Source organism: Pseudomonas sp. OTU5201 (genome assembly GCF_038440135.1).
Taxonomy (GTDB): domain Bacteria; phylum Pseudomonadota; class Gammaproteobacteria; order Pseudomonadales; family Pseudomonadaceae; genus Metapseudomonas; species Metapseudomonas resinovorans.
Map to the genome: position 1 here is coordinate 1 of NZ_JASATC010000023.1, position 19,662 is coordinate 19,662.

Genomic DNA, 19,662 nt, shown 5'->3' on the forward strand with positions numbered 1-19,662 from the left:
CCCCGCACCTCCCTCCCTACCTCCCTCCATCGTTGTTACTTGCTTCGCTCGCCCTGCGGGCCAGCCTTCGGCTGTTACTTCGCTTCGCAACGATTCCGCTCGGCCTCCTGAAGGGGCGTAGTCGCTGCCCCACCTCGTCTGCCCGGTGTCAGGCCCGTGTGGGCTTCGGGATGGTTCCTGCCTTGCCGGCGCGAGTCACCCCTCTCCTCTTCAGGGGTGAAGCGGCACGCTTTCGTAAGCATCGCTTCCGGTGCCGATGAACGCCGGAGCGCAAAGCGATCAGGCCGGGGCGCAGGGCGGGGAACGGGGCGGGCCGCGTTCGGATGAGGGGGAGGATTGGCACGGAGTCTTGGAGGTGCGGGGCTAGAGGACTCTACTCAACGTTGCAACAGCTAACGCAGACAGAGCCAATGTATTCGCAAGTGAACCCGCTCCCACGGCTGGTCGCATATCCCCGCCCACCACTCGGCGGCGAATCCTGACTGATGGCAAGTTAATTCCTCATCCCAGATTCCTATTGTCCGACAGCTCTCATAGACTCTTGCCCACTTCTATCCAGGGATGGCCTTGATGAAACGTACGTTGTGGACGCTGTTTGGGGTGATTGGGCTGCTCACGGTTTCCTGGGCTGAGGAACCGCCCGCGCAGGACCCGTTGCTCGATGCGCCCGCCGCGGCCACTTCCACCGGAAGCGAAGCCCGTGGCGTTCTGCGTGCCCGCAACCAGGCCGTGCTGGCCAGCGAGCTGCCCGGGCGTATCGTCGAGATGCCTTACGCCGAAGGCCAGGCCTTCAAGAAGGGCGAGGTGCTGGTTCGCTTCGACTGCAGCGCCTACCAGGCCCAGCTGAATGCCGCCAACGCCGCCGTGCGTGCGGCGCGAGAAGAACTGAAGAACAAGCAGCAACTCGCCGCCCTCAATTCGGTTGGGCGCTTCGAGGTGGCCGTGGCCGAGGCGCGGCAGGCCCAGTCCCAGGCAGAGGCGCAGGTTTACCAGGTGCAAGTGCAGCGCTGCCAGGTGAAGGCGCCCTTCGACGGCCAGGTGGTGGCGCGCAAAGTGCAGCCCCACGAGAGCGTGGCCAGTGGCGCGCCGCTGTTGGAGGTTGTGGATAACCGCAACCTGGAAATCCACCTGCTGGTGCCTTCGCGCTGGCTGGACCGCCTCAAGCCCGACCAGTCCTTCGAGTTCATCCCCGATGAAACCGGAAAGTCGCTGCAGGCTGTGGTCAAGCGTCTTGGGGCGCGTATCGACGAGGGCAGTCAGACGCTTTTGCTGATCGGTGGCCTGCCCGCTGATGCCGATGGTCTGCTGGCCGGCATGAGCGGCACCGCGCACTTCCCGGAGACGCCATGAACGCGGCGACACCCGGTGCTGTCGAGCGTGTTTTCGCGCTCTTCCTCGGCCTGGAAAAAAAGGCTCGCCAGGCGGCCAGCACCGAGCAGCTGGGCTTCGCCATGGTCAACGACGGACAGACGCTGTTCGGCTTTCGCCATGCGGCACTGCTGATTGCCGGCAAGGTGCAGGCGTTGACTGGCATCAGCCTGGTGGAGCCCAACGCTCCCTTCGTGGCGTTTGTCGAGCGTGCGGCCTCGCAATTGCTGGGTCAGGGCCAGCTGAATGAAGTCCGCGCCGTCGATGCTGTGCTGCTGGACGAACAATCCCGAGCGGATTGGCAGTCGTTGTCGGCCGCCCAGGCCTGCTGGGTGCCCCTGAAAGATCGCCGTGGCGAGATGTTCGGCGGGCTCTGGTTGGCCCGCGAGCAATCGTTCAACGAGGCTGAACTGGCCCTGCTGGTCCAGCTCGGTGAAACCTATGCCCACGCTTGGCTGGCCTTGCAGCCGCGCAAGCCCTGGCGCCTGCGCTGGCCGAAGAAGAAGTTGCTGGCCATTGCCGGTGGCCTCTGCCTGCTGCTCCTGGTGCCAGTGCGCCAGTCTGTGCTGGCTCCCGCCGAAGTGGTGCCCCTGGGCGGCCGCGTGGTGGCTGCCCCGCTGGACGGCGTAATTGCCGAGATCCTGGTCAAGCCAAACCAGAGCGTGGCCGCCGGCGACCTGCTGGTGCGCTTTGACGCCACCAGCCTCAAGGCCCAGGCGGATGTCGCCGAGCGTACCTTGGGGGTGGCTGAGGCCGAGCTAAAGGCCAACATCCAACGCGCTTTTGCCGACGCCGAATCCAGCTCACGTATCGACCTGCTGGCCGCGCGGGTGGAACAGAAGCGTGCCGAGCGCGATTACGCCCGCCAACTGCTGGCCCGTAGTGAGGTGCGTGCCGAGCGTGCCGGTATTGCCGTGTTCGCCGATGCAGAGCGCCTCACTGGCAAACCGGTACAGACCGGCGAGCGTTTGATGCAGATCGCCGACCCACGCCAGGCCGAACTGCGTATCGAGTTGCCCGTAGGGGATGCCATCGCCCTGCAGCCTGGCGCCGAGGTGGCGCTTTTTCTCGACAGCGATCCGCTGAACCGCCACGGTGCGCGCCTGGAACGGGCGGCCTATGAAGCCCAGGCCACCGCCGCCGGGCAACTGGCCTACCGCCTGGACGCTGCCTTCCTGGAAACGCCGCCCCGCATCGGTCTGCGCGGCACCGCCAAGCTCTTCGGTGACCGCGCGCCGTTGGCGTATTACCTGCTGCGCCGGCCGCTCGCCGCACTGCGCCAGAGTCTGGGCTTCTGATGCTGCCCGCACTGCGTCCCGACCTGCAGCTGTCACCGGCCGCGCCAGCGCTCGACGGTGCGCCCCAGTGGACACTGGCCGACCCACTGAGCGGACGGTACTTCAAGCTCGGCGCCGCCGCCGTGCGCCTGCTGCGTCATTGGGCGCTGGGCGATCCGCAGCAGGTGCTGGAGGCCGCCAATACCGAACCCGGCCTGCCTCTGGGAAAGGAGGAGGTCGAGGAATTGCTGCGTTTCCTCGGCAACCACGATCTGATCACTGGCCTGGATGACGCGCAGCGGGCCAGCTACGCCGTGAAGGCCACGTCAGTGCGCCAAAGCCCGTGGAAGAAGGTGCTGCACCAGTACCTGTTCTTCCGCATCCCACTGTGGCGGCCCGACGCCTTCCTCAACCGCGCCTGGCCCGTACTCGAGCGCAACGGCCATTGGCTGCTGCGCTGGGGGCTGCCGCTGGTGTTCGCCCTCGGCCTGTTCCTGGTGGCGCGGGACTGGCAGCGCTTTATTGCCACCTTCCCGCATTTGTTCAGCCTCGGCGGCGCCCTGGCTTTTGGTGTCGCAGTGACCTTCGCCAAGCTCTGCCACGAGTTCGGCCATGCCTTCATGGCCAAGCGTGCCGGCTGTCGGGTGCAAAGCATGGGCCTGGCGTTCATGGTGCTGCTGCCGATGTTCTACACCGACGTGAGCGACGCCTGGCGGGTCAATGACCGCCGCTCGCGGCTGCTGATCGGCGCTGGCGGCGTGCTCGCCGAGCTGGTGCTGGCCGTGCTCGCACTGCTGGCCTGGTCGCTGCTGCCGGACGGGCCGGCGCGCACGTCGGCCTTCATGCTGGCAAGTGCCACCTGGATCACCACGGTGATAATCAACCTCAACCCGTTCATGCGCTTCGATGGCTACTTCCTGCTCAGCGACCTCTGGGGCGTGGAAAACCTCCAGGCGAGGGCCTTCGCCCTGTGCCGCTGGCGTCTGCGCGAAGCGCTGTTCGGTTACGGCGAGCCCATGCCCGAACCCTGGCAGCCGGCCATGGCGCGGCGCCTGATTGTCTGGGGCTACGGCTCGTGGCTGTGGCGCGCGGTGTTGTTCTTCGGGATAGCCCTGGCGGTCTACCACCTGTTCTTCAAGGTGCTGGGCATCTTCCTGATGCTGGTGGAACTGGTCTGGTTCATCGGCCTGCCGATCTGGCGCGAGCTGGGCGAATGGTGGCAACGCCGCGCCCAGGCCGAACCTCGCAAGGTCGTGCTGACCGGGTTTGGGCTTGCGGTGCTGCTGGCATTGCTGGCGATGCCCTGGCGCGCTTCGGTGGAAGTGCCAGCGCTGCTGGAAGCCGCCCGCGCTACCACCCTGCACGCACCGGTGGCCGCGCGGCTGAAGGCGCTGCATGTGAAGGATGGCCAGGCGGTGGAAGCGGGCGAACTGTTGCTGGAACTGGAATCCCCGGACCTGGACGCCCGGCAGTCCATCGTTCGTCGCGAGATAGAGATTCTCCAACTGCAGCTGCGCCGTCAGGCCGGGCGCAGCGAGACAGCCGCCGACGCCGGTATTATCGAGCAGCAGCTGGCCGAAGCCGTGGCTGAGTACCGTGGCCTGGCCGCCCAGCGTGAGCGCTTGCAACTGCGCGCGCCCCAGACCGGGGTGGTGCGCGACCTGCTGCGTGACCTGATCCCCGGCCGCTGGCTCAACCCCGGCGAAACCCTGGTGCGCGTGGTGGAGCCTGGTCTGCGCCTGCGCGGCTACCTGGCCGAAGAAGAACTCTGGCGGGTGGCGCCCGGTGCCGAAGGGCGCTTCATCGCCGACGACCCCGCGCGCCCGGCTCTGCCGGTACGGCTGGACGAGGTGGATGCCACCGGCATTGCCTATCTGGAGCTGGAGGCCCTGAGTTCCGATCACCACGGCCCCATTGCCGTGCGCCGTGACGCCCAGCAGCGCGCCGAGCCGGTACAGGCCCAGTACGGCGTGCGCCTGAGTCTGCTGGACGACGACATCCACCCGGCCCAGCCCTTGCGTGGCGTGGTCGTGCTGGATGGGGAAGGGCAGTCGCTGCTGGGCGCCGCCTGGCGAAAACTGGCGGCGTTGGGCGTGAGGGAAAGCGGTTTCTGATCTCCAAGGAGCAAGGACGGTTCCATGCCAATCCCCCCATTGCCGATCTGCTCGCGCCTGCCGCTGAGGTTCGCGCTGGCCCCCCTGCTGGAAGCCCTGGCGCGTATCGAGGCCGAGGCATGGCAGAGCCACTTCAACACCGGCTACTACGAAGGCGACTGGAGTGGCGTCGCACTGATTACCCCCGAGGACTCGCTCTTGCCGCTGGCGCCAGGGCAGGGCTCGCCTATCCGCAGCACCTGGTGGCAGCGCGAGGCGGCCTGGAATGAGCTGCTCGGAGCCTTCCACACCACCGTGCGCAGTGCGCGCCTGCTCCGCCTGGGCCCGGGGTCGCGAATCCATGAGCATCGCGACCTGGATCTGGGCCAGTCCGGTAGTGACGTGCGCCTGCACGTACCCTTGCTGAGCCCGGTCGGCGTGGAGTTCCTCGTCGATGGCCTGCAGGTGCCCATGCAACCTGGCGAGTGCTGGTTCCTCGACCTGTCACGCCCGCATCGGGTGGACAACCCAGGGCCGGGGGAGCGCATCCATATGGTGCTGGACTGCCAACCCAATGACTGGATGGTTGCTGCCATCGACCAGGGGCTGCCCACCACTCCCACGCTGCAACAGAGTAGGGCGGGGCAGGACTTTGCACGATTCCGCCAGTTGGTGGAGCAGGACGCGAGCCTTGCCCAGCGACTGCGGTCGTTGACTGAGGTTCGCGACTTCTTACGGGAAGCCGTCGAACTGGCTGCCGCGCGCGGCCTGCACTTTTCCGAGGCGGACGTCCGTGCCGCCATGCGCCTGGGCAAGCAGGCGTGGAGCGAGCAATGGAAAGCATGAATTCACACGGCGATCTTCACGGCTGGCTGCCCGTCCGCGCCTGGCAACGCGACGGCGAATGGCGCCTGGACTGGTGCTGGTTCGGCGAGCAGCGGCTCACTCGACCGTTCTTTCGTGACGACGTTGACCTGGCCCTGCGCCTGCCGTTCAACCAGGCCTTCCGCCGCGAAACGGGATTGGATGCGCTGCTGGAGTGGCACGTCTCCAGCCCGGGGCTTGCGCCGAGTGCCCTGATCTTTCATGCCTCCCGCTGCGGCTCGACCCTGATGGCCCAGATGCTGGCAAGCCTTGAGCGGCATGTCGTGCTGTCCGAACCGCCACCGCTGGATAGCCTGTTGCGCGCGCATTTCCACGATCCCGCCGTGGCGTCGCAGCAGCCGACGTGGGTCGCAGCACTGATGTCGGCCTATGGCCAGCGCCGTAGCGGGGGCGAGCAGCGTCTGATGGTCAAGCTGGATGCCTGGAACGTGTTCGAAGCGCCGCTGCTACAAGGCCTCTACCGGAATACGCCGCGCATCTTTCTGTACCGCGATCCGCTGGAAATCGTCGTTTCCCAACTGCGCCAGCCCGGCATGCATCGGGTGCCGGGCATGCTGGGGCCATCGGCCCTGGATTTCGCCGGGGAGGACATCGCAGCCATGTCGCCGCTGGAGTACACCAGCCGCACGATCGGACGCATTCTCCAGCAAGGGCTTGAACTGTGTTTGGACCACGGAGGCATACCGGTGAATTACAGCGAACTGCCCGATGCGCTCTGGGGGCGACTGGCTCCCGTGTTTGGCCTGGACGAAGCCGATACGCCGACGCTACGAGATATTGCGGCATTCGATGCCAAGCAGCCTGCCATGTGGTTCAGCGCCGACAGCCAGCGCAAGCGTGATGAGGCCAGCGGCGAAGTGCGCGCGGCCGTGGAACGTTGGGCGGACGATTCGTACGAAGGATTGGAGCGCTTACGCCGCATAGAGCGGACATGTCCGACAGGCTTTGGTGATTAGTCGTATTGATTATTAACTGAACGGTGGCTATTGGCCGGCAGGTTCAGCTAATCTCTCGCTGTTGAGGTCGCGTGATATCAGAACAATAGGATGCCTACTCTCCCAGGCGGGGAGGTCAGCAAGGACGCACGACACCATGGCAACTCTCGAGTTGAACCTTCGCCCCATTGCAGAAGCCGACGTGGTTTTCCTGCGGCAGCTTTACGCGACCACCCGTGCTGATGAAATGGCCTCCACCGGCTGGAGCCAGCCGGCCATCGACGCCTTCCTCGCTCAACAATTCGAAGCCCAGCACCGCTATTACCAGGAGCATTACCACGATGCGCAGTTCTCGCTGATCTGCCATCTGGGCCAGGCCATCGGCCGGCTGTATGTCTTCCGTGGTCCAAACACTCTCAATCTGATCGATTTCGCCCTTTTGCCCGAATGGCGCGGGCAAGGCATCGGCACGCGCTATCTACAGGCGCTGACCAACGAGGCGGATGAAGCCGGCAAGGCGATCCGCCTGTTCGTCGAGCCTGGTAATCCGGCTACGCGCCTGTACAGCCGTTTCGGCTTCGTCGTCACGGGCAATAACCGCGTGTATCTGCAGATGCAGCGCAGCGCCAGGACTTCACTCGCACAGGAAGCATCCGCATGAGCCTGATCCCGACTCGCCAGGATTTCGAACAGCAGCTTCATCAGCCATGGCAGCTGAGCTGGGAGAGCGGCGAAGGTGTCGCCGTGACGTTGATCGAGGTCAGCGAGGGCCAGGCGATGAACTCGCGCCATGAATGCTACAGCGCCATCTTCGCGCAGCCGGTTGGCATCCAGATGCCACAACACAGCTATCGGTTGCGTAGCCCCAGCAACGCCGAATGGACGGTGATGCTGAGCCCCATCGGGCCGGATGAGGACGGCGAGCATCATTTGTTGCAGGCGGTGTTCCACTGCCGCAAGCCCCTGTAGGGCGGTCCGGATTCAAGAGTTGTCCGCGCATCGATGCGCACCCTGCCGCCTGGGCGGCATCAACAAGGAGCAACAGCAATGAGTGATCCCTTCCTCGGCGAAATTCGTATGGTCGGCTTCAACTTCGCCCCCCGTGGGTGGGCCTTATGCCAGGGCCAAGTGATGTCCATCGCGCAGAATTCCGCCCTGTTCTCGCTGCTCGGCACCATGTACGGCGGCAATGGCCAGGTCACCTTCGGCCTGCCGGACTATCGTGGTCGCAGCCCGGTGGGACAGGGGCAAGGCCCGGGCCTGAGCCCGATCGATATCGGTGAGGTGAGCGGCACGGAGAACGTGACCATTCTCTCCAACCAGATGCCGGCCCACACCCACACCGCGACGCCCGCCAGCAACTCCATCAGCGCGTCCGGTCAGGCCTCCATTCCTGCTGCGACCACCGGTACCACTCAGGCCAATCCAGGTCCGACCACTGTCCTGGGCCCGATCGCGGCTGCTGGCCGTGCTGGCAGTCTGTACGCCACCGGTACCCCGGATACCACCCTGGCACCGTTCAATGTCAGCGTGCTGGGCGACATGCCGGGCATCACCATCGGCCTTGCCGGTGGCAGCCAGCCCCTGGCGATCCGCAACCCGTTCCTGGGCACCAACTTCGTAATCGCGCTCGAGGGTATCTTCCCGTCGCGCAACTGACGCCGGCCCCGCGCTGGCGGATGACTGGAGTCGTAACAGTACAGAGGGGGCAGGCGAGACTCGTCTTCCCCCTCGTTGAATGGCAGTAGGAGGTGTTCCATGTGGTGGAAGAAGACTGCTCGCGAGCAAGTGGCCGTTCAGCCGGCTCGCTCGGCGCTTGCCTTGGCGCTCGAAGCTCGAATGATGTTCGACGGCGCAGTCGCTGCCACCGCAGTGGAAGCGGCGGATGCCGCACCTGCTGCTGATGCCTCCGGTGACCAGGGTGGGCAGGCGGATGCTACCCAACACGACAGTGCAAGCGAGAACCTGGCCGCGACGCCCTCGGGCACCTCCGACAATCGCCAGGAAGTGGTCTTTGTCGACAGCAATGTCAGGAATTACCAACAGCTCGTCAGCGGCCTGAAACCGGGCACCGAAGTCGTGGTGCTGGATGCGAACAAGGACGGGCTGCAGCAGATTGCTGACTACCTCGACGGTCGCAGCGGCATCGATGCCATTCACATCCTTAGTCACGGCGATGTGGGCAAGATCCAGCTGGGTAACGACTGGCTGGGCAGTGGCGATCTAGCCGCTCGTAGCGAGTTGCTCGATGCCATTGGCCGATCCCTCGACAAGGATGGTGACATCCTGGTCTATGGCTGCCGAGTGGGAGACGGCGGCGCGGGCAACGACTTTGTCCAGACCCTGGCCAACGCAACTGGCGCGGATGTCGCCGCCTCTAACGACATGACCGGCGCGGCAGGATTGGGCGGTGATTGGACCCTGGAGCGAAGCCAGGGCACCGTTGAAACCATCGCGTTGCTTGGTCTGGAGACCTACAACGGGCTGCTGGCAACGCCCGCGGACCAGAATTTCGACGCGCTTCCTCTTGCGGGCCAGGGGAGCAATAGCGTCACGATCGGCGGTGTCACCTACTTCAACAACGACAGCGTTCCCATCTCGATCGTCAATGACGGTTTCATCGCGGGCGGCACTGACCATGTCCTCGCATACAGAAGCACGGGCCCCAATACCTCTACGGAAGTCGGATTCAAGACCCAGGATGGGTCGGAATTCAAACTGAACGGGTTTGTCGTGGACCGTGGTTTTGGTCTGGACAACTCGTTCACTATCACCGCCTATCGGAATGGTGTGCTGATCGATACCAAAGTTGTCGATGTGTCGGCGGGCACCGCGACCTTCAACGTCAGCGGCGACAGCAAATGGGAGTACATCGACGAAGTCAGGATCACCGGAGCCGACCTTGACGTCGATATCGATGACATTGACTTCACCGATCCCGTCATCCCCGATACCACGCCGCCAACGGTGACGTCCGTCAGTTCCAGTACGGCCAATGGCACTTACAAAGCGGGAGACGTGATCTCCGTCACCGTGACCTTCAGCGAGGTGGTCACGGTCACCGGCACGCCCCAGCTCACCCTGGAAACTGGCGCCATCGATCGAGTCATCAACTACAGCAGTGGTTCCGGGTCCAACACCCTGACCTTCAATTACACGGTACAGGCGGGTGATACCAACGCCGATCTGGACTATCTCAGCACCGGCTCCCTGGCCCTCAACGGCGGCACTATTCGTGATGCCGCCGCCAACAATGCCACCCTGACACTGGCGTCACCGGGCGCTGCCGGCTCGCTAGGCGCCAACAAGAACATCGTGATCGACTCGGCGCCGAACATCAGCAACGTCAATGGTGAAAGCGTCGCCTGGGCTGGGGTCGGCAACACGGTCACGCTGGATTCGGGCAGCAACGCTGTCGTCAGCGATATCGAGAAGGGCGCGCTCAATAGCGGCAACGGCAACTGGGCGGGCGCAAGCCTGACCGTGCAGCGCTCGGGTACAGCCGTTACTACGGATACCTTTGACTTCAACACCTCGGGTGCGTTGTTCACTGTCAGCGGCAGCAACCTGCAGTCCGGCGGCCAGACCTTCGCCACCTTCACCTCCGCTGGCGGCGTGCTGACAATCACTTTCACCAGCAGCGGCACCACTGCCACGACCGCCCTGATCAACAACGTGGCACAGCGCGTTACCTATAGAAGCGATACGCCAGCTGGCGACGCCACCATCCAGTACGCCCTGAGCGATGGCACCTCCAGTACCACGGCCGATGTCACGGTCACCAGCGACACCATCTACGTCACCAACACCAGTGATACCGCCACCATCGGCGCCAGCGATGGCGTGGGCCTGCGTGAGGCGGTAGCCATCGCGGCGGCTGATGCAACGGGTACGCAGACCATCATTCTCGGCAGCGGCGTGGCGGGCCAGACCATCACGCTTGGCAGTGGCCTGAGCCTGGGCGAGAGCCTGAGCTTCAATGGCGATTCGGCCGCCGGGCTGACCATTGCTGGCAGCACCATCACCCTGGGCGGCGGCACCACCACAGGTTTCACCAACGCCAGTGGCAGCGTCACTCTCAACAGCACCCTGGCAGGCACTGGCGCATTGGCCAAGTCCGGCGCGGGTACGTTGACGCTCGGCTCCACCAGCAACAACGGTGGCTGGTCCGGTGCCCTGTCGGTGACCGGCGGTACCCTCAATGCCGATACCGGCTCGCGCTTGTCGAGTGGGAACCTGACCCTGGACGGCGGCACCCTGGCCATGACCGTGACGGGCGCGGCAGGGACGACCACCACCGTCGCCAACGCGGTTACCTTGGGAGCGGGCGGCGGCACGATCAGCGTCGGCGGTGACTTCGACACCAATATCGCCAACTTCAGCGGCGTGATTTCCGGTTCCGGTAGCTTGACCAAGACCGCGACGGCCATCCTGCAGCTCAGCGGTAGCAACAGCTACGCCGGGACGAGCACCGTCAATGCGGGCACTCTGTCTATCAGTGGCGATGGCAATCTGGGAAGCGGCGGCGTCGTCCTGAACAACGCCGCCACGCTAGCGATCACGGGCCCCACTACCATCGACAACGCCACCACTCTCAATGGCTTCGCCACCGTCCGCAACAGCGGAGCAGTAACGCTGGCTGGCGCAATCAGCGGTGGCGGTGACTTGAATAAATTCGGTGGCGGTACGCTGACTTTGACGGGAACCAACAGCTACCTGGGCTCCACAACGGTGAGTTTGGGCACCCTGAGTATTGCCGGTGATGCCAACCTGGGCAGTGGTGTGGTGAACCTGAACAGCGGCGGGGCGCTGACGGTGACCGGTGCGACCACCATCGATAACAACATTGTCCTGGGAGACAATATCTCGTTCACCAACACCAGCGCGGTCACCGTGTCGGGTGTGATCAGCGGCGGTGACAATTTCAGCAAGTTCGGGGCGGGCACCCTGACGCTCAGTGGCACAAACACTTACACCGGCACTACCGAAGTGAGAGCTGGCACCCTGAGCATTACTGGTGACCAGAACCTGGGCAGCGGCGCCGTGAGCTTCCTCAGCGGGACCGCCCTGAGCATCACGGGCAACACCACGATCGACAACGCCATCGGCCTGGCCGGTACGGCCAGCCTGGCCACCAGTGCAGCGGCCACCCTCTCCGGCGTCATCAGCGGCTCGGGCGGCCTGACCAAGACGGGCACCGGCACACTGACCCTGTCGGGAACCAATAACTACACCGGTGCCACGACGGTGTCGGCGGGCACGCTTGCCGTGAATGGCAGCACCACCAGCGCCACCACCGTAGCCAGCGGCGGAACCCTGGCCGGCAGTGGCACCCTGGGCGGTGCCGTGACCATTCAGAGCGGCGGCATTTTATCTCCCGGCAATTCCGGCGCAGGCGCGTTGACCATCAACGGCAACCTGGGCATGGCCACCGGCAGCACCCTGGCAGTGGATATCAACGGCACCGCTGCCGGTACCGGCTTCGATCAGTTGGTGGTCACTGGCACGGTGGATGTTTCCGGCGCGACCTTGGCTGTCAATCACGGCTATGCATCTGGCAACGGCGACACCTACACCATCATCTCCAACGATGCCGCCGATGCCGTCACCGGTACCTTCAGCGGCCTGGCCGAGGGCGCTACCACCACCGCAGGTGGCAACAACACGGTGCTGACCGCCAGCTACATCGGCGGCACCGGGAACGACTTCACCCTGACCGCGCCGATCAACGCAGCGCCTGTTGTCGGCAGCCTCAACGGCGACAGCATCACCTTCACCCAGGGCAGCGGCACCGTCCTGCTCGACGGCGGCAGCAACGCCACCGTCATCGACTCCGATTCGCCCGATTTCGATGGCGGCAACGTGACCGTGTCCATCGTCACCAACGGCGTAGCCGGCGAGGATGCGCTTGGCATTCGCAACCAGGGCACCGGCGCGGGGCAGATCGGCGTCTCCGGCAGCAACGTGACGTACCAAGGGACCATCATCGGCAGCCTCACCGGCGGCAGCGCAGGGGCCGATCTGGTCATCAGCCTGAACAGCTCGGCCGATGCAGTAGCCGTCCAGGCGTTGATTCGCAACCTCAGCTACAACAACACCAACGCCACCAACGGCATTGGCCAGGCCGACCGCACGGTCCGCATCACCGTCAATGACGGCGATGGCGCTACGTCCAGCAATGCCGATGTAACGGTTGCCGTGGTCGAGACCGTCGCGCCGGCTACCGTCAGCATCGTGGTTGCCGACACAGCACTGAGCGCTGGCGAAACCAGCACCGTCACCATCTCCTTCAGCGAAGCGGTGACGGGCCTCACCACCGCTGACTTCACCGTGGCCAACGGTGTACTCAGCAACCTCAGCACCTCGGACGGCGGCATCACCTGGACCGCCACCCTGACGCCGGATAGCAATGTCCAGGATGCCGGCAACCTGATCACCCTGGACAACACCGGCTACACCGACCAGGCCGGCAATGCTGGTGTCGGCACCACCGATTCCAACAACTACGCCATCGACACCCAGCGCCCAACAGCCACCATCGTGGTGGCCGACACTGCATTGAAGGCCGGCGAAACCAGCACCGTCACCATCACCTTCAGCGAAGCGGTGAACGGCCTCACCGCCGGCGACTTCACTGTCGCCAATGGCGCGCTCAGCAGCCTGAGCTCGTCCAATGGCGGCATCACCTGGACCGCCACCCTGACGCCGGATAGCAATGTCCAGGATGCCGGCAACCTGATCACCCTGAACAACACCAGTTACACCGACCAGGCCGGCAACACGGGTTCCGGCACCACCGATTCCAACAATTACGCCATCGACACCCAGCGTCCAAACGCCACCATAGTCGTGACCGACACCTCGCTGATTGTTGGAGAAACCACCACCGTCACCATCACCTTCAACGAAGCGGTGACGGGGCTGGACCTGGCCGATTTCACCGTCGCCAATGGCAGCCTGAGCAACCTTTCGAGCGCGGATGGTGGCACCACCTGGACCGCCACCCTGACCCCGAGTGCCAGCGTCGAAGACAGCGGCAATCTCATCAGCCTGGACAACACCGGTGTGATCGACGCCGCTGGCAATACCGGCTCCGGCAGCACCGACTCCAACAACTATGCCGTCGATACCCAGGCTCCGTTGAATGCAGTGCCGGGCGCGCAGGTCACCAACACCGTGACGCCGATCGTGTTCAGCAGTGGTAACGGCAATGCCCTGACCGTGACCGAGGGTGGCAACCTGACGACCGTCGTCTCGGTGGCCAGCGGCACCCTCAGTGCCACCACCGGTGGCGGCGCGATCGTCAGCAACAACGGCACCGGCAGCGTGACCATCAGCGGCACGGCAGCAGAAATCAACGCCGCGCTGGAAGGGTTGGTCTACACCCCGGCAGCGGCCGGTGGTACCAGCATCAGCATCCAGTCTACCGATGCCGCCGGCAACACCGACAGCGACAGCGTTGCCGTGACAGTGAACAACAGCACCCTGCTGGTGACGTCCAACCTCGATACCGGCGATGACCAGAGTGCGTCCAGCAACATGGCGGCCGATCAGGCTGACGGCGGCGGCCTGAGCATTCGCGAAGCGCTCTTCTGGGCGCGCGGGGGCGACACCATCACTTTCGACCTGAATGGCGCGCTGGCCGGCAACCAGGGCGGCACTATCGTCCTTGGCGGCAGCCAGCTCGACATCAGCTACAGCAACCTGCGCCTGGACGGTGACCTGAACGATGACGGCGTCGCCGACGTGACCCTCTCCGCCAACGGCGCCAGTCGGGTGATGCACGTCGGCAACAGCCTTACCGGCGTCGAGATTTCCGGCCTGGTGCTGACACAGGGCAGTACGGGTGGGGGAGGCGCTGGTCTCAATATCGGCATTGGCTCCAGCGTGACCCTTCGTGATTCGGTAGTCAGCAACAGCGCCGACAGTGGCCTCGGCGGTGGTGGCATTTATGGAAGTGGCGCGAACCTGACGATGGTCAACAGCACCGTCAGCGGCAATACCAGCAATAATTTCGGCGGCGGTATTCGTGTGGTGGGGTCTGGCGGCACGCTGACGATGCTCAACAGCACCGTCACCGGCAACACCACCACCGGCGCTGGCGCACACGGCGGTGGCCTCCAGTTCGGCGGCACTGGCGGTTTGACGATCATCAACAGCACCTTCAGCGGCAACGCCGCCCTTGGCGCCGGCTCGCTGGGGGGCGGTATCCGTGTCACCAGTGGTACGTCCTTCATCTACAACACCACCGTGGTCGGCAACGCCGCGTCCGGCAGCGGTGGCGGTATCCACGCCAATGGCATCGATACCCTGATCAACACCGTGGTCGCCGGCAACACCTCCGGTGCCGGCGCCGCCGCGGCAATTGGCGGTTCGCCGCTGGCTACGGGCGGCATCGCAGATGACGTGGCCTCGACAGTCGAGGCAGCCACCAACAGCTATTTCGGCAGCAACGTCAGCATCACTACTGCCAGCGGTGTACTGAACAACCAGGGCACCGCCAACCTGCTGCTGGGCAACCTTGCCAATAACGGCGGATCGGTGCAGACCCACAAGCCCCAGGCGGGCAGTGCTTTGCTCGACGCTGGCAGCAATGCCGGCCTGCCGCTCGACACCTATGACCTGGATAACGATGGCAATACCACCGAGGTGCTGCCGCTCGACGCCATAGGCAACGTGCGGGCCACCGGCAGCGCCGTCGATATTGGTGCAGTGGAAGCCAATGCACCGCCGGTGCTGGGCAACGTAAATGGTGGCGGCAGCTACACCGAGGGTGGTGCGGCCATCGTGATCGATGCCGATGCCAGCGTGTCCGATGCAGACCTGGACCTGCTGGGCGGCGGCAGCGGCAACTACGACGGTGCCTCCCTGGTCGTGGTGCGCAATGGCGGCGCCAATGCCAGCGACCTGTTCGGCTTCCTCGATGGCAACGGCATTACCCTGGTGGGCAGCAATCTGGTCAAGAACGGCCAGGTGATCGGCAGCTTCGACACCAGCACGAGCGGCCAACTGACCCTGACCTTCACCGACGCCAACGGCCAGATTCCGACCACGGCGGACGTGAACCACATCCTCCAGCAGCTGACCTACGCCAGTAGCACCAATGACCCGGCCGCTAGCATTACCTTGAGCTGGGCCTTCACCGACGAACTGGGCGCCACCACTGCAGGCAGCACTCTCGTCAACATTGTCGCGGTCAACAACGCACCAACGGCCACCGCCACCGGTGGCAACCCCACCTTCACCGAGAATGGCGCCGCCGTCGATCTGTTCAGTGGCATCAGCGTCGGCACGGTCGAAACGGGTCAGACCATCACCGGCCTGACCCTGACCGTCAGCAACCTCGCCAACGGCACCAGCGATATCCTGAGCATCGACGGTACCGACGTCCTGCTGATCAACGGCGCCAGTGGCACTACCGCCAGTAATGGCATCGGCTACAGCGTCAGCCTGGTGGGCGGCATCGCCACCATCACCCTGACCCATGCCGGCCTGAGCACTGCAAGTGCGCAGGGCATGATTGATGGCATGACCTATCGCAACAGCAGCGAGGCGCCTGCTGCCGGTAGCCGCGTGGTCGCCCTGGCCAGCATTCGTGACAGCGGCGGCACCAGCAATGGCGGGGTGGACACCAGCAGCCTCGCGATTGCGGCCACCGTGAACGTGGTGGCGGTCAACGATGCACCGGTCATCACTGCACCGGGCTCCATCGGCGTCACCGAAGATGTTGCCCAGGCCCTGACCGGCATCTCCTTCAGCGATGTGGATGCCAGCACTGGCAGCGTCACCGTGACCTTCAGCGTGGCCAGCGGCAGCCTGGGCGCCATCAGCGGCAGCGGCGTGACCGTGGCCGGTTCCGGCAGCGGTACCCTGACCCTCGCGGGCAGCATCAGCGATATCAATGCCTTCATCGCCGCCAACGGTGTGAGCTTCACCGCCGCAGCCAATGCCACGGCCAACGTGACGCTGACCGTCAGCATCGACGATGGCGGCAATACGGGTGCCGATCCAGGTAACTCCGGCACCGGTACCTCCGAAGCCTCCAGCACCACCGTCACCCTGGCGGTAAGTGCGGTGAACGATGCACCGGTCAACAGCCTGCCAGTGGGGCAGGGCGTCAACCAGGATGCGAACCTGGTGTTCAACGCCGGCAATGGCAACCTGATCAGCATCAGCGATGTGGACGTCGGAGGTGGCCTGCTGGAGATCACGCTCACCGCCAGCAACGGCCTGATTTCCCTGAGCGGTATCACGGGTCTCAGCTTCACCAGCGGCGATGGCACTGGCGACGGCAGCATGACCTTTACCGGCACATTGGCGGACATCAACAACGCCCTTAACGGCCTGACCTTCAGCCCGACCGCTGGCTACAACGGGCCGGCCAGTATCCAGATCAGCACCGGCGATATGGGGGGCACGGGCAGCGGTGGCGCCCAGGCCGACATCGACACCCTCGCCATTACCGTCAACCCGATCAACCCCGTGATCACCAACATCGGCGTCAGCAACCCGGATGGCGGCTACAAAGTGGGCGACGCGATCACCATCACCGTTACCTTTGATCAGTCGGTGATCGTTGACACGTCCGGCGGCGTGCCCGCGCTGCTGCTGGAGACCGGGCTGATCGATCGCAACGCGACGTACCTGTCCGGTTCGGGCACCAATACCCTGACCTTCAGCTACACCGTGCAGGCGGGTGACCTCAGCGCCGACCTGGATTACCAGTCCACCGGTGCCCTGGCACTCAACGGTGGCAGCATCCGCAATGCGGGCAACGCCAGCGCCATCCTGACGCTGCCGACCGCTGGCAGCGCCGACTCCATCGCTGGGCAGCACGGCATCGTCATCGACGGTGTGGTGCCGCAAGTCACCAGCGTCGCCGTGCCGGCCAATGGCACCTACGTGGCCGGGCAGAACCTGGACTTCACCGTCAACCTCAGCGAAGCGGTGACCGTCGACACCACTGGCGGCACGCCGCGCATCGCCATCACCCTGGACGGCGGCGGTACGGTGTTCGCCGACTACCTGAGCGGTTCTGGTACTACGGCGCTGGTGTTCCGCCTGACTGTCGCCAGCGGCCAGCTCGATACCAATGGCATCAGCGTCGGCGGCGCCATTCAGGCCAATGGCGGCACCCTGCGCGATGGCGTGGGTAACGACGCCAACACCAGCCTCAACAACGTCGCCAGCACCATGGGTGTGCGGGTAGATGCCGTAGTGCCGGTGGTGGGCAGCGTCAGCGTGCCGGTGGGCATTCCCTACAATGCTGGCGATACCCTGACCTTCGTGGTCAATGCCAGCGAAGCGGTGATCGTCAATGGCGTCCCGCGCCTGTCCCTGGATATCGGTGGTACCACGGTCTTCGCCAACTACGTGGCCGGTTCCGGTACCAGCACCCTGGTGTTCCAGTACACGATCCAGGCGGGCGACAACGACGCCAACGGCATCGCCGTGACCGGTCTCGCCAGTAATGGCGGCAGCCTGCTGGACGCCGCTGGCAACGCCATGACGTTGACGCTGAACAGTATTGGCGACACCAGTGGCGTGATCGTCGACACCGTCGCGCCCAACCCGAGCGGCATCGTCAGCGTCGATCCGTCGCCGATCAACGCCGGCAGCGTGCGCTACACCGTGACCTTCAGCGAAGACGTCAGTGGTGTGGACCTCGGCGACTTCACCCTGGTGACCACCGGCAGCGCAGGCGGTAGCCTGACCGGCCTGGTGCAGATCGACGCCCGCACCTATCAGCTCACTGTCAGCGGCGTGAGCGGCACCGGTACCCTGGGGCTCAACCTCAACGGTTCCGGTACCGGCATCGTCGACGTTGCCGGCAACGCCCTCAGCGGCGGCCTGACCGGCGCGGTGTACAGCGTCGACCGCGATGGACCCACCGTCACCGGCGTCAGCGTGCCGGTCGGCGTGCATTACAACGCCGGCGACACCCTGACCTTCGTGGTCAACGCCAGTGAAGCGGTCATCGTCAACGGCGTACCGCGCCTGGCCATCGACATGGGCGGCACCACCGTGTTCGCCGATTACGTGGCGGGCTCGGGCAGCAGCACACTGGTGTTCCAGTACGCCGTCCGCGCGGGCGACAACGACGCCGACGGCATCGCCGTCACGGGCCTGGTGGCCAATGGCGCGACCCTGCGTGATGCCATCGGCAACTCGATGAACCTGACGCTGAACGGCGTCGGCAACACCCGCGGTGTGATCGTCGATACCACGGCGCCGAACGCCAGCGCGACAGTCACGCCGCTGCCCACACCCGGCAGCGTGCAGTACACCGTGACCTTCGACGAGAACATCAGCGGTATCGACCTCGGCGACTTCAAGCTGGTGACCACCGGCAATGTCACCGGCACCCTGCAATCGCTGGTACAGGTGGATAGCCGTACTTTCCTGGTCACCGTCAGCAACGTTGCAGGTGCTGGCACTCTCAGCCTCGGCCTGAACGCCACCGGCACGCTGATCACCGATACCGCAGGCAACGCCATGCTCAGCGGGCTCCCGGCGCAGACCTACAGCGTTCCGCAGAACGATGGCGATCCGGAGTTTCGTCACAACCCGCCGGTCATCGTGCCGCCGGAGCCGACGGTGCCGGTGGACACGGTATTGCCGAATCCGCCGCCGCCGCCGTTCACCTCGCCACTCATTCCGCCGCCGCTGTTTGAGCAGCCGACGCTGGGCAGCGGTATTCCGACCCTGGGCAATATCTTTATCAACCAGGGGGCCCTGGCGCCCAGCTTCATCGCCCAGGTATTCGGCAGCAGCGACGGCTTCGGCGATGGCTCCGGTTCGGGCTTCCTCGGCTTTGGCGGGGGCGATGGTGGTGTGTTCGGCAGCAGCAGCCTGTCGAGCTTCTTCGACAAGGATGTGCCGCAGGACTCCGAAGAAATGAAGCTGTTCGACGGCAAGCAATGGAAGGGCGGCTCCGGGGGGAGCGGCCAGGGCATCTTCGGGGCGCCCACGCTTGGCCAGCAGTTGCAGGACATCAAGGACAATGAGCAGCGTCAGGTCAGGGAACTGGCCATGGCACTGGGACAGATCCAGGTGGGTCGCCCGCAGGCTTAAGAACAACGAATTAGAAATCTGTAAGTGCCG

At 64.7% G+C, this 19,662-nt stretch carries 9 protein-coding genes; all 9 read left to right on the forward strand.

Annotation, left to right across the window (positions count from 1 at the left end; translation table 11 throughout):
- Positions 1-570: 570 nt before the first annotated feature.
- Positions 571-1,350: an efflux RND transporter periplasmic adaptor subunit gene (locus tag AAHM40_RS15455; RefSeq protein WP_342245433.1), complete on the forward strand. Its 780-nt coding sequence runs from the start codon at positions 571-573 to the stop codon at positions 1,348-1,350.
- Positions 1,347-2,666, forward strand: coding sequence for an efflux RND transporter periplasmic adaptor subunit (locus AAHM40_RS15460; protein WP_342245434.1), 1,320 nt, complete (start codon positions 1,347-1,349; stop codon positions 2,664-2,666). The genes AAHM40_RS15455 and AAHM40_RS15460 overlap by 4 nt, the downstream gene beginning before the upstream one ends.
- Complete coding sequence (locus AAHM40_RS15465) at positions 2,663-4,759, forward strand: HlyD family efflux transporter periplasmic adaptor subunit (protein ID WP_342245501.1); 2,097 nt, start codon at positions 2,663-2,665, stop codon at positions 4,757-4,759. Before AAHM40_RS15460 ends, AAHM40_RS15465 begins: the two co-directional genes overlap by 4 nt.
- A gap of 24 nt (positions 4,760-4,783) precedes the next feature.
- Complete coding sequence (locus AAHM40_RS15470) at positions 4,784-5,584, forward strand: aspartyl/asparaginyl beta-hydroxylase domain-containing protein (RefSeq protein WP_342245435.1); 801 nt, start codon at positions 4,784-4,786, stop codon at positions 5,582-5,584.
- Entirely contained in the window at positions 5,572-6,579 is a 1,008-nt protein-coding gene (locus AAHM40_RS15475; protein ID WP_342245436.1) for a sulfotransferase family protein, read from the forward strand. Before AAHM40_RS15470 ends, AAHM40_RS15475 begins: the two co-directional genes overlap by 13 nt.
- A gap of 151 nt (positions 6,580-6,730) precedes the next feature.
- Positions 6,731-7,219, forward strand: coding sequence for a GNAT family N-acetyltransferase (locus AAHM40_RS15480; protein ID WP_342245437.1), 489 nt, complete (start codon positions 6,731-6,733; stop codon positions 7,217-7,219).
- Entirely contained in the window at positions 7,216-7,527 is a 312-nt protein-coding gene (locus AAHM40_RS15485) for a DUF6916 family protein (RefSeq protein WP_342245438.1), read from the forward strand. Before AAHM40_RS15480 ends, AAHM40_RS15485 begins: the two co-directional genes overlap by 4 nt.
- Before the next feature lie 78 nt (positions 7,528-7,605).
- A complete protein-coding gene (locus AAHM40_RS15490) occupies positions 7,606-8,217 on the forward strand; it encodes a phage tail protein (RefSeq protein WP_342245439.1) in 612 nt (203 codons plus the stop codon).
- A gap of 99 nt (positions 8,218-8,316) precedes the next feature.
- A complete protein-coding gene (locus AAHM40_RS15495) occupies positions 8,317-19,632 on the forward strand; it encodes an Ig-like domain-containing protein (protein ID WP_342245440.1) in 11,316 nt (3,771 codons plus the stop codon).
- Positions 19,633-19,662 lie beyond the last annotated feature (30 nt).